8 protein-coding genes are annotated in these 13869 nt (G+C 38.0%); 3 read left to right on the top strand and 5 right to left on the bottom strand.

Going from position 1 to position 13869, the window contains the following annotated elements:
* Positions 1-17: 17 nt before the first annotated feature.
* From VCM39_RS03255 to tig, 5 genes are all read right to left on the bottom strand, one after another.
* Entirely contained in the window at positions 18-2945 is a 2928-nt protein-coding gene (locus VCM39_RS03255) for a TonB-dependent receptor (RefSeq protein WP_322933937.1), read from the bottom strand.
* A gap of 755 nt (positions 2946-3700) precedes the next feature.
* Positions 3701-5881 carry a DNA helicase RecQ gene (gene recQ / locus VCM39_RS03250; protein WP_002562363.1) on the bottom strand — a complete coding sequence of 727 codons (2181 nt, stop codon included), beginning with the start codon at positions 5879-5881 and terminating at the stop codon, positions 3701-3703.
* 166 nt (positions 5882-6047) lie between these two features.
* Positions 6048-7295 carry an ATP-dependent Clp protease ATP-binding subunit ClpX gene (gene clpX, locus VCM39_RS03245; RefSeq protein WP_221649790.1) on the bottom strand — a complete coding sequence of 416 codons (1248 nt, stop codon included), beginning with the start codon at positions 7293-7295 and terminating at the stop codon, positions 6048-6050.
* A gap of 2 nt (positions 7296-7297) precedes the next feature.
* Entirely contained in the window at positions 7298-7960 is a 663-nt protein-coding gene (gene clpP, locus VCM39_RS03240) for an ATP-dependent Clp endopeptidase proteolytic subunit ClpP (protein WP_002562365.1), read from the bottom strand.
* A 138-nt stretch (positions 7961-8098) separates the two neighbouring features.
* The gene (tig, locus tag VCM39_RS03235; RefSeq protein WP_289292960.1) at positions 8099-9454 is read right to left on the bottom strand and encodes a trigger factor; all 1356 of its coding nucleotides are present in this window, start codon (positions 9452-9454) and stop codon (positions 8099-8101) included.
* 783 nt (positions 9455-10237) lie between these two features.
* Between tig and VCM39_RS03230 the strand changes: the two genes are divergently transcribed.
* The 3 genes from VCM39_RS03230 (at position 10238) to VCM39_RS03220 (ending at position 13862) form a co-directional block, all read left to right on the top strand.
* Positions 10238-11248, top strand: a complete 1011-nt coding sequence (locus tag VCM39_RS03230; protein ID WP_413544822.1) for an IS110 family transposase — start codon at positions 10238-10240, stop codon at positions 11246-11248.
* Between the two features lie 793 nt (positions 11249-12041).
* On the top strand, positions 12042-12620 hold the full coding sequence (locus VCM39_RS03225) for an RNA polymerase sigma-70 factor (protein WP_322934212.1): 579 nt from the start codon (positions 12042-12044) through the stop codon (positions 12618-12620).
* A gap of 141 nt (positions 12621-12761) precedes the next feature.
* A complete protein-coding gene (locus tag VCM39_RS03220) occupies positions 12762-13862 on the top strand; it encodes a FecR family protein (RefSeq protein WP_322934211.1) in 1101 nt (366 codons plus the stop codon).
* Positions 13863-13869 lie beyond the last annotated feature (7 nt).

Genomic DNA, 13869 nt, shown 5'->3' with positions numbered 1-13869 from the left:
ACTCTTTCTTCTACTTATTAGAATGTAACTTCAATACCGAATGAGAACTGACGGGACAACGGGTAAGAAGCCCGGTACATATTCAAATTAGATTCCGGATCCAGCCCTGTGAACTTAGTGAAAGTCAACAAATTCTGTGCTTGACCAAATACTTTAGCACGTTCTATTACTTTTGTCTTTTTCAATAACGATTGCGGGAAAGTATAACTAAGCGACAAATTTTTCAAACGCATGAACGAAGCATCTTCTACCAAATGGCTATCAAGCTGCGTCTGGACTCCATCACGGGGATTTTCTGTTATATCACCAGGTTTCTGCCAGCGATTTAATAATTTAGCAGATTGGTTATAAACAGCATATGTACCATTACTTTCATCAAAGAAGCGATCATTATTCATCATCCAACGGTCTGCTACCCAACTAAACAGGGCAGATAGCTGAATACCTTTATAAGAAAAGGTTGTACCAAAACCACCTTGCCAAGGAGCTACATAAGATTTACCCAATAGCACACGGTCTTCATTGCTAAAACGATTTGTCAGTTCTCCCTCTTTAGTGTACCATAAAGCATCGCCATTGGCTGGATTAACTCCGGCATAACGTACTGCATGAAATTCACCATAAGAATGTCCTACTTTCAAAAGTAACCCAGTCGTACTTATTTCATATTCATCCAAACCGTTATACAATTCTGTTATTTCATTATGATTATAAGAAGCATTTGCTGAGATATTCCATGTAAAGTCTTTCGTACGAATAATATCTGCATCCACATCAAACTCCACTCCTCTGTTAATCATTGCTCCGATATTATCCCATTTAGTACTGAAACCATTACCAAAAGTTATGGGAACTTCCATCAACATGTCGGTTGTCTTTTTATTATAGAACTCAACGTTCAGGTTCAAACGGTCAAAAATCCCGATCTTCACACCAACATTGGTAGTCATTAACTTTTCCCAGGTTAAGTCCTCATTTCCACGTGAATAAGGTGCAATACCTGTTTTACCGGAATACTGCGGCCCAGCCGCAAACAAGGCTGTATGATCATAATTAGGAATGGAAGAGTTCCCCGATGTTCCGATACTTGCAATCAATTGAAGATTGGTCAGCCAATCTATATCCTTTAAAAAGTCTTCTGATTTCAGATTCCACATTGCACCTACCGACCAGAAGTTGGCCCAACGTGCATCCTTACCGAACTTGGAAGAACCGTCTCTACGAACTGAAAAATCAGCATAATACTTATTACTATAGTTATATTCCGCACGCCCGAAGAAGGACAAATAAGTAGCTTCTGATACAATGTCGTCCCATGAAGTGGCAGAGGTGGCAGTAGCCATGGTCAACAGTTTGTCATTGGATTGTCCTCTTGTGGTTACATTGAATCCTTCAGACTGGTTAATAACCGCCTCTTGTCCAAGCAGCAGGCTAATATTGTGATCGTCCTTTATCGTAAATGTATAATTGGCAGTATTTGTCCATGTCAGGTTACTATAACGCTCAAATGATTTGGCTACCGTACCGGAACCATAATTAGGGACGTACGAAGGATTAGAGGTAGCAGTCAGACGATTGTCCGATGCATCGAGACCTCCGACAGTACGTAGTACCAATCCTTCAATGGGTCTCAACTCAGCAAACAGACTGGTCAATACCTTCATACGATTCCGTTTTACCGGATTATTATCCAGCCACTCCAAAGGATTCTGATTCGTACCATTCCAGGAACCGTCTCCTATAGATGTATAAGAGCCGTCTTCCTTATAAGGATTCCAATAAGGTAACATAAACTTAGAAGCCGAAACCGGAGTTACTACATTATAATCACCTTCATCTGCTTCCTTTATTTTTTCATATGACAAAGAAGTATTCGTGCCGATTTTCAACCATTCCACCGGGCGGACTTCCAAATTGGCACGAACCGAATAGCGTTCAAAATCAGATCCTACCGCAATACCTTCCTGACCGAAATAAGCTGCTGAAACAAAATAGTTGAACTTGTTACTTCCACCCGATGTACTCAATTCATAAGAATACATGGGGGCATTATTATTGTATATTACATCGCGCCAGTTTATATCAATGCGCTCTAATGCTTCACGGTCATACGTACCCGGCACGCGTAACCCAATCTGTTCCTCATAGTTAAGGCGTTCCGTTGTATTCATCTGGTCCCACTTGCCATAGGCCAGATCAGAAAAACCATATTGAGCACGAAGAATGATTTTTCCTTTTTCAGCCGTACGCCCCCTCTTTGTTGTAATTACAATCACACCATTGGCAGCACGAGCTCCGTAAATTGAAGTAGACGATGCATCCTTCAGTACTGTAAAACTTTCTATATCATTGGGATTGATAGACGAAAAATCATCAGCAGAGATAGCAACTCCATCCATTATAAAAAGAGGTGCAGTACCTGCATTAATTGAATTCGTTCCGCGAATCTGAAAACTGGCAGCAGCACTCGGTTCTCCTGTATTCTGTAAAACGGTTAATCCGGCAGACTTACCTTGTAGTGCCTGATCGAAGCTGGCTGTGGGTGTATTTTCGATCTTATCCCCTTTAACTACGGAAACCGAACCGGCTATTGTCCCTTTTTTCTTTACCCCGTAAGCTACTACTACAACTTCGTCCACCATTTGAGTGGCATTTTCCATTGTAACATTAATTGTTGAAGTACCTGTCACCTGCTTTTCTACCATTGTCATTCCTATATAAGAGAATTGCAAGGTTGCCGGAGACTTTGTTACATTCAGTCTGTAATTACCATCTATATCGGTAATTACACCATTCGTTGTACCTTTTTCCAGGACAGAAACACCTATCAAAGGCTGATTATCTTCAACCGAAATGATATGTCCGCTCACAACATACCCCTGTGCATAGAGCATTGAGATATGCAAAACTGAAAAAAGTACAAACAAAAGGATACTTTTTCTCATCTTCTGCGTTCTTTTTAATTAAACTTTATTCTATATACTATTTAGACTATTCATATGCGTACAAAGGCAGGGGATGCAATCAGATATGATAAAACAAATCCAGCCCTCTTTAAAAGAGGGTAACTATTTTCGCATAAACTTTAATACGATTAAAAGAGAGTATTCAAACAGGCCACTTTTTTATCTTGACCCAAATATTTTTTAAAGCATGTACAGGAAAAACAGCAATTAAGTAATCTTCATCCATGATAAACTTGTTTTGTCAGGTGTGATAACATTGATTATAATAAAAAAAATCTTTTCGTTAGGATATTTATAGTATGAGCAATTTCAATGTATACAGAAAAGAGCAAAAGTGAGAAAATCACTTTTGAATACATTATTATAACAGCTCAAGAGAAGATATTCAGACAGGGCACTTTTTTATCTTGACCCAAATATTCAGAGCGTGTGCAGTTAATACATTTATTAAATAGTCTCCATTCATGATAAACTTGTTTTGTCAGGTGTGAAACTTATACTTGTATTTTTTTATTTTATGCTACAAAGTTAAATATAATTCCGTAAAAACTCCTACTTTATTGTTAAAATTTCCCATTTCCATCCAAATGAAAGGGAAAAGTCGTGTTTTTATAACAATTCAGTATTACAACATTGCAAAAAGAAACCTTCATTTTCCTTCATAAAAAAAGTCCGGCTACCTCAACAGGTAACCGGACTTTTACTATTCTCCGCAAAAAATATTTTGCTGTTTTTTAATTAGCCATTTCCGAGATAAACTTGATACGCACCAGACGCACTTCCTCTTCGGTAAACTCATCTCCCAATTCATCCAGGGCATCATCTATTTTGTCTGTTGTTGATTCTTTGAAATAATCATAAATATCAAGCATGTGATCTTCATCCATTATCTCATCAAGAAAATAATCAATATTCAGTTTTGTGCCCGAATAAACAATTGCCTCTACTTCATCCAATAGTTCACCGAATTCAATTCCTTTAGACAAAGCAATATCATCCAATGCAACTTTACGGTCAATAGCCTGAATGATAGCAACCTTTAACTTAGATTTATTGGCAACAGTACGCACCCGTAAGTCCTCAGGACGTTCTATCTCATTCTCTTCACAATGACGCTTAATCAGTTTGCAGAACTCCTCACCATAACGTTTTGCTTTTCCAGCACCAACTCCCGGAATATTCTGAAGTTCATCAAGCGTTACCGGATAGATCGTTGCCATTGCTTCCAAAGAAGGATCCTGGAAAATAACATAAGGGGGAACTTCCAGTTTCTTAGAAAGTTTTTTCCGTAAGTCTTTAAGCATAGAGTAAAGTGCCGGATCTACAGCACAAGATCCACCACCTCTGGCCGGAGTTTCTTCTTCTACCTCTTCAAAATCATTATCTTCTGTAATTTTAAACGATTTAGGTTTCTTCAGAAACTTATGTCCTTCCTCTGTCACTTTCAACAGACCATAATTCTCAACGTCTTTACTTAGGTAACCGGCAATTAATGCCTGACGAATAACAGCGTTCCAGGTTTTATCTTCTTCGCCCATACCCGATCCGAATACTTCCAGATCTTCATGTAAATGTGCTTGTATTTCAGAAGTTTCTCTTCCTTGTAAAATATCTATTATATAGTCTGCCTTAAAGTTTTCTTTTACCGCTATGACCGCTTCAATCACAGCACACAATAATTCTTGAGCCTCCACTTGTTTTTTAGGGTTTAAACAGTTGTCACAATTTCCACAATTATCTTCCGTATACTCTTCGCCGAAGTAATGTAGTAAGGTCTTACGGCGACAAACGGAAGATTCGGCATATGCAGCAGTTTCCAGCAGAAGCTGCTTGCCTATTTCCTGTTCTGCCACAGGTTTGCCTTGCATAAACTTCTCCAGTTTCTGCAAGTCTTTATTGGTATAAAAGGTAATACACTTACCCTCACCGCCATCTCTACCGGCACGTCCTGTCTCCTGATAGTATCCCTCCAAACTCTTTGGTATATCATAATGCATTACATACCTGACATCCGGTTTATCGATGCCCATACCAAAAGCAATGGTTGCCACAATCACATCAATTTTTTCCATCAGGAAGTCATCCTGGTTTTGAGTTCTTGTAGCCGAATCCATACCTGCATGATAAGCTCGCGCATTAATACCATTCGCCTGAAGAATTTCAGCAAGTTCCTCCACTTTTTTCCGGCTCAGACAGTAAATAATACCTGACTTTTCCGGATTATTTCGGATAAACTTAATGATATCTCTATCTATATTTGTAGTCTTCGGACGTACTTCATAATATAAGTTCGGCCGATTAAACGACGATTTAAAGACTTGTGCGTCTACCATTCCCAGATTCTTCTGGATGTCGTGTTGCACTTTGGGTGTTGCAGTTGCTGTAAGCGCAATAAGTGGCGCTTTGCCTATCTCATTAATAATAGGACGTATTCTTCGATATTCCGGACGGAAATCATGTCCCCATTCCGAAATACAGTGAGCCTCATCTACTGCGTAAAACGAGATTTTTACTGACCGCAAAAATTCCACATTCTCTTCCTTTGTCAATGACTCAGGAGCCACATACAGCAACTTTGTCTTTCCGGCAAGAATATCAGACTTCACCTGATCTATCGCACCTTTATTTAATGAAGAATTAATAAAATGGGCTATACCATCCTCCTCACTGAAGTTACGCATTGCATCCACTTGATTCTTCATCAATGCAATCAATGGAGAAATAACAATTCCCGTACCCTCCATCAAAAGAGAAGGCAACTGATAGCATAAAGATTTGCCGCCACCGGTAGGCATCAACACAAAAGTATCGCCACCATTAAGCAAGTTCTGAATGATCGCTTCCTGATTTCCTTTGAATTTATCAAATCCGAAATACTGTTTCAGTTGGTCTGTCAAATTAATCTTCCCTGCCATCTTAAATAGGTTGTTTTATTCAGTTCATGGTTTAACTTTAAAAACTCTTTCTGTAAAAGAGCTCTAACAAAGTTATAAACAACTTCTTAAATATCAAGCATAATTCGACTAATATTTTTCAATAAAAAACAGAAACGAACCATCCGATACTTCTTACCTTTTGATTTTAAGCAGTTTGCAATCTTGCTATATTTGCTTTTTCCAGCTGCTGTTTCGCATAGTCCAATGTTACTTCGTACTCTTTTTCATTTTCCGAAGGGATTTCAAACATGACATCCATCATGATTGTCTCTACAATGGAACGCAATCCGCGTGCTCCGAGCTTATATTCAACTGCTTTATCTACGATGTACTCAAACACCTCATCCTGAAACGTCAGTTTGACTCCATCCATCTCAAATAACTTCACATATTGACGGATAATAGAGTTTTTCGGTTCGGTCAGTATCGCACGAAGTGCATCACGATCCAACGGATTCAGATAAGTAAGCACCGGCAAACGACCAATAATTTCGGGTATCAACCCGAATGATTTCAGGTCTTGCGGTGCAATATACTGCATCATATTGCTTTTATCAATCGTAGCTGTCTTACGTGAAGCGCTATAGCCTACTACATGCGTATTCAAGCGTTGTGCTATCTTCTTTTCAATACCATCGAAAGCGCCACCACAAATAAACAGAATATTTTTGGTGTTCACAGGAATCATTTTCTGATCCGGATGTTTACGGCCACCCTGAGGCGGTACATTCACAACAGACCCTTCCAATAGTTTGAGTAGCCCTTGTTGTACGCCTTCACCACTAACATCACGGGTAATAGAAGGATTATCACCTTTACGGGCAATTTTATCTATTTCATCTATAAATACAATTCCCTGTTCTGCCTCGGGTACATTATAATCGGCTACCTGGAGCAGACGAGTGAGAATACTCTCGATGTCTTCTCCTACATAACCAGCCTCAGTAAGCACTGTAGCATCTACAATAGTAAACGGCACATGTAACAGCTTCGCAATTGTACGTGCCAATAAAGTTTTTCCGGTTCCGGTACTTCCCACCATAATAATGTTCGACTTTTCAATCTCCACATCATCTCCTGTATCTTTCTGTAAAAGACGTTTATAGTGGTTATACACTGACACAGACAGGAATCGTTTCGCATCATCCTGTCCGATAATATACTGATCCAGAAACTTTTTAATTTCTACCGGTTTAGGCAGTTCTTTCAGATTCAGTGTTGTAGTTCCTGCGCCCTTTTTGTCAGCCCCCAACGCTTCCTGAGTTATCTCATAAGCCTGGGTAGCACAACTATCGCAAATATAGCCGTTCATTCCCGTTATCAGGAAGCCGACTTCATTCTCCGTACGGCCGCAAAAACTACATCTCTTTTTATTATTTTTTGATTCAGCCATTTTTATTTTTTAATCAACACTTCGTCTACCATACCATACTCCTTGGCTTCTTCTGCTGTCATCCAGTAATCACGGTCAGAATCCGCCCATACCTTTTCAAAGTCTGTATGAGAATGGTCTGCAATAATAGTATAGAGTTCTTTCTTTAACTTCATTATTTCGCGGGCAGTGATTTCGATGTCCGAAGCCTGTCCTTGCGCCCCCCCCATCGGTTGGTGAATCATTACGCGTGAATGCTTTAAAGCGGAGCGTTTGCCCTCTGTGCCCGCTACCAGCAGAACAGCAGCCATAGAAGCAGCCATACCTGTACAGATAGTAGCCACATCACTGGAAATGAATTGCATTGTATCATAGATGCCCAATCCGGCATACACAGATCCTCCCGGAGAGTTAATATAGATAGAGATGTCTTTACCCGGATCCACTGAATCCAGATATAATAACTGAGCCTGTAAAGTATTGGCTGTATAATCATCTATCTGGGTACCAAGAAAGATAATGCGGTCCATCATCAGACGCGAGAACACATCAAGTTGTGTTACATTGAGTTGTCTTTCTTCAAGAATATAGGGATTCAAATACCCAGCCTGTGATTTAATCACATCATCCAGTGCCAAGCTGTTCATTCCTAAATGCTTGGTTGCGTATTTTCTAAAATCATCCATTTTTATGTTCCTTTCTTATTTTTAATATGTAACTGCAAAGAAACAAAAAAGAACACAGAGACACAAAAAAACACAGAGTTATAATTTTATAAAAACTCTGTGTTTCTGTGACTTTATGTTCTTTCCTGTAAAAGGATATTATTCGAACATCTTGTTAAATTCTTCCATCGGAACAGTCTTGTTGTTCAGTGTCACCTTAGCTTTCAGCGCTGTAGCCAATTTAGCTTCAACCACGCGACCTACAAGGCCATCAACATTTTCTTTTTTCTTAAGCATTTCCTGAGCGTAGTTTTCAAGAATATCCTCGGGCACTGTCATCATACCATACTGAGCAAACTGTCCTTTGGTAGCATCTTTAGCCATCTTGATTACATCTTCCTGCTCAACTTTAATTTCGTTGTCTTTCACCAATTGTTCTTTAATCAGGTGCCAAGTCAGTTCCTCAATGCTCTTGTCATAGTTTTCAGCTACGAATTCTTCGCCTTTCTCTTTGTTGTTCAGCAACATTACACGTTTCAGTAATGCATCCGGGAATTCAAGTTTACCCACCTTTTCCATCAACATCTTACGAGCGTCAATCAGGAATTTATAGTCACTGTCGGCTACAAGCTGCTCAGCAATGCTTTCCTTAATTTTAGCACGGAATTCTTCTTCAGTCTTCACAACACCTTCGCCAAATACCTGGTCAAAGATTTCCTGATTCAATTCACCTGACACAAAACGAGTAATTTCTTCCACCTGGAAACTGAAATCAGATTTCACTTCAGCAGCAGCCTCTTTTTCAATCTTCAGTAACGATGCGATTTCAGCAGCATGTCCGTCATATGCAGTATTCGGATTGAACACCAATACATCATTTACTTTTGCATTGGCAAAGATAGCTTTCTGCTCATCGTTCTTCATATAAGAAGGCATCAATACTGCACCTTCTACCTGGATGCCACCTTCTTTAGTATTACCGTTTTCATCCAGTTCTGCAATCAGACCTTTCAGCATATCGTTATCTTCGTAAGCAGCAACCTGTTCGTATTTACCATTACGCTGTGTATAAGCTTTCACCTGGTTGTCTACCATTGCATCAGTTACTTCGATTGTATAGTAGTCTACCTTATCACTGCTACTTACTTCTGCCTTAAATTCAGGTGCCAAAGCAATATCAAATACAAATTCAAAATCTTCCATTGTATCGAAATCAATCACCTGCTGCTTTTCTTCGTTAGGCATTGGTTCGCCCAGCATATTTATATTATTACTCTTAATATAATCATATACTTTTTCTGAAAGAAGTTTATTTACTTCCTCAGCAACCACTGATTTACCATACATTTTCTTCACCAGGCTCATCGGTACCATCCCTTTACGGAATCCCGGAATCTGAGCTTTTTGACGGAATGTCTTCAAAGATTTATCTACTTTTTCCTGATAATCAGCTTTTTCCAGCTTTACTGTAAGCAATGCGCTTACTTTGTCAATGTTTTGAAATGAAACGTTCATTCTGACAATTATTTATTTGATTTATACTTTATTCTATATTCAAATGAGGGTGCAAAATTAGTGCTAATCTTTCAATTATCAAAAAAACGCGGAAGAATTATTTATATAACTAACGCATTGAAGATTTTTTAATATGAATCAATAAATGAGTTAAACTCATCACAGAACCACACAAAGTTCTACTAAGTATTAGTATTCAATAAAACAGAGATTAAAAAACTGTTTTTCTTTATCTTACACATCTTTTTATTTTCGAGAGTCTGAGTTAACATGCATTTCAACCAAGCATCGCTTGCCATACTTCCCATAAATATTTCTACCAAAATTGATAAAAAACCACCGAAAGTATTACCATTCTTAAATATAAAAATAACATTCACCCCTAAACCCGCATCTGTAATTATTTATAAAATAAAAACACAAAGAAAAGAAGAAAAAAGCAAGATTGTATTATTAAGAAAATACAAGACATAGACAAGCGTTAATAAAGCACTGAATATCAATATATTAAATACACATATTTTTTCTCTACCATTATCTTTGCCATGGAAAACATAGTTCTTTATGAACGTTAATAAGAATAAATTTCTTAATATTGTCTCGTAAACAAGAAAGCCTCCATATGTCGCGTTAGCTTACTTCCTCTATTAATCTTTTAGATTATTCCTCGTATTAAGCACGACATATTTATTGAACCTAAGCCAGAGAGTATTTCGGGAGTTGGATCCCATTATCATGGTAGTAGCCGTTCAATATCGGAGCCCTTCACTAAATAAAAATGTTATGGTACAAATTTATGGAATTGATTTGGGAATGTCAAGCTTTGACGTTAGTTTTTTGAGTGAATCGGGCAGTGTCCGTCATTTATCCGGTGTAAAGAACACGGTTCATGGGATCAGCAAGTTTCTTCTCTCCTTGCCTTCCGCTGCCGTTCTTTGTGCGGAACATACAGGCGTTTATGGCGACCTACTGCTTCGTCTGTGTACTTTAAACCGGATATGCCTGTGTTTTGTTCCGGGTTATCAGATAAAGCATAGTCTGGGGCTTCAGCGTGGTAAATCCGATCCTCTGGATGCCTGTCGTATCCGTGAATATGCCGAACGTTTTTATGACCTTCTCAGACCTTGTTTCTATGCTGGGGAAGAGATGTCTGAACTTCAGGAATTGTATCGTACACGCTCTCTGCTGGTGGAATCTCGTAAGCGCCTGGACACTTTAAACATAGGTGATAATTGTAAATCTTCTGTTTCCCTGGCGGCCGTCCATGCACGGAGAGCTGTTCTTGCGGAGTTAAATACCCAAATATCCGGGCTTGACCATGAGATAGAAGCCCTCATACAAAACTCTTCCGAATTCAGCAGGAATTATCAGATTCTTACCTCCATTGTCGGTGTAGGACCTGTGACCAGTTGTGAGCTGATAATAAAGACAGAGAATTTTAGAAAATTAGACACGGCTAAAAAATGTGCTGCTTACGCAGGTATCGCTCCTTATCCAAAAGAATCGGGAAAGATGAAATGCGGACATAAAATATCGCCAATGGGTGACAAACAATTGAAAACACTGCTTTTCTTATGTGCACGTTCGGCAAAGGAGCATAATAAAGAAATAAGATTATACTTCCTAAAAAAGCATAAAGTGGAAAAGAAGCACTTTTTCGTAGCGATGAATAACATTGCCAATAAGTTATTGCGGCTGATTTACAGTCTGATTCACAAGCAACAGACCTATGACAGGGATTATATACAAAGAGACCCGAGATGTGTTGTGATTTCAGATACACATAAATGCTGAAAAAGGAACAAATGGACCGTTTAGGTAGTAAATATTCAAAACAAGTAGACGATTTTATAATGCATTGATAATTAATACATTATATGAGAGATTATTTTCTCGTAGAGAATCGACTCGTTTCTCTACGACAAACGCTTCGATTCTCTACGAGAAACGGGGCATTTATCACCGAGAAATAAGTGAAACATCCATAAGATATAACAATTGGTATAGTTACGAAAGTAGAGTCAGTCATTAATTGTAATGAAAAAGAAAACATAGTGAAGAAAGGACATATCTTTCGTAGTTAACATTTATTAAAGCAATATTCTGCGGAAACATTTGGTTTTAATAGAGTATACGAGAAACGCGTCGAAACTCTACGAAGATCGAACCGATTCTCTACGACAAACGAGGCGTTTCTCGGTGAGAAACCGACAAGTTATTCATAAAAGATGACAAGGAACATAAATCTCAAAAAATACTTTCATCACGACTTGTAATAAAAAACAACCAATATTGATAATGAAATTATATTCTTATTACTATAGTATGACAGGTTGTACACTATAGTACCACAAAAGTGTACAATCTTGTCATATAAGAATGTACACTTTTACACCAGAAGAATGTACATTCTTATATTGACTGATAATCAAGTACTTGCAAACATTCATAAATAAAAACGATGTCAGCAAAAGAGAAACAGAACAACTACAAACAGAATATCCTAAAAAAACAATCACTATTATTAGATTTTATAGGATATATCGACAAAATAACTACTTTTGCAAGAAAATAGTTACTCAACGGCATGGACGAACGTGAGCTGATATCGAAACTTCAGAACAGTAATCATAAAGCATACGAAATTATTTTCAAACAGCATTATGCATTTTTGTGTGCCGTTGCTTATGAATATGTCCATGATGAATACATATGTCAAAGCATCGTAGAAGATGTAATGCTCGCATTATGGGAAAAACGAAAACAAATAGCTGTAACAAAATCCATCAGGGGATATTTAATGAGAGCTGTTCATAATCAGGCTATCGATTTTATACGCGCTGACCATTCCTTTCGTTCAGTAGATATCACAGATAAAAAATATCAAAACTGCTTTGCTCCGGACGAAGATGTTTTTGATCAATTGGTATCTCAGGAATTAGAAAAACAAATACAGCAAATTATCAATGGCTTATCCGAAGAATGCCGGAAAGTTTTTATTCTCAGTCGCTATGAAGGTAAAAGCCATCAGGAAATTGCTAATGAATTGGGTATTTCTGTAAATACGGTCAAATATCATATAAAAAACGCTTTAAATACTCTTCGTGAAGATCTCACCGATTATATTTTATGTGTTCTGGCATTGCAACTCTTTCTTTTTTCCTAACTTTCAGTAAAAATTAAAAGTATCAACCTTGTTTTTCTATTAAAATAAATCTTTTTAATAGAAAAATATTTCATTTTCTCACTACCCCTTTTATTCTCTATTACGTCTTTATACAATCAATAAACAATTAATAGGGAATTTATGGATAATATTTTCAAATTAATTAAAAAGCAATTCAATGGAGACATCACTCCTAATGAAGAGCAGGAATTACAAGAGTGGTATAATAGCAATACAAACAACCAGCGCATTTATACCTGTTATTATGCTACACTAAAACTTTTCCGGATCAAGCAAAAAGAAAAGCATTTCACAGCCCGGGTAATCCCGGCTTACAACCGCATATATAAAATCACCGGACAAAAAGAATATACCACAAACCGAAAACGCTTTATAGCCTGGATAGGCTATGCAGCAATTGTATTGCTGGCATTCGGAGTGGGATATTTATTAAAATCAACCGGCGAAAATTCATGGGATAACTCTATGCAAAGTATAGAAATAGCCTATGGTTCAAAATCATTGGTCACCCTGCCGGATGGAACACAGGTATGGCTCAATTCGGGAAGTAAACTCGAATATCCCGGAAGTTTCGGACGAAGTAACAGAGATGTGACTTTAAAAGGAGAAGCCTACTTTGAGGTCAGCAAAAACAAGGAACTCCCTTTCAGAGTAAGTTCAGGGAAAATAGCTATTCATGTATTAGGAACCAAATTTAACATGAAGGCCTATCCGGAAGATGAGAAAGCCAAAATTACGCTGGTAGAAGGAAGTCTGGCTGTTGAAAACAACAAAAATTCAAAAGCCAATATTTTATTAAAACCTAACCAACAGGCAGTTATCAATCAAAAAAGCGAACGGATGCAAGTGCGCAATGTTATTGCATCTAACTATGTAATGTGGACCACCTCCCACTCCAAAAGTGCAGCATTATCACCCACCGACAATACAAAGGTTCCTGCAGCAACCTGCCTCCCCAAAGCAGCAGCCCGGAATATACTGTTTTTTGATGAAGAACCACTCAGTCAGATTGTAAAAGACCTGGAAAGAGCTTTCAATGTGCATATTGTGATAGAAGACAAAACTTTGAGGGAAAAACACTTCTACGGTGACTTCTGCAATGAAGAAACAATCACTGACATATTGAAAATCATAGCGGAAAAAAACAGCCTCTATTACACCATAAAAGGGGATACCATTCAGATAATGAAAAAAAATGAAATAAGAAATCGTGCTAATTAGTCCATAA

The organism is Bacteroides mucinivorans (assembly GCF_034654355.2).
Taxonomy (GTDB): domain Bacteria; phylum Bacteroidota; class Bacteroidia; order Bacteroidales; family Bacteroidaceae; genus Bacteroides; species Bacteroides nordii.
Note: the sequence above shows the minus strand (reverse complement) of the source record. Positions and strands in the feature narration are given on the sequence as shown.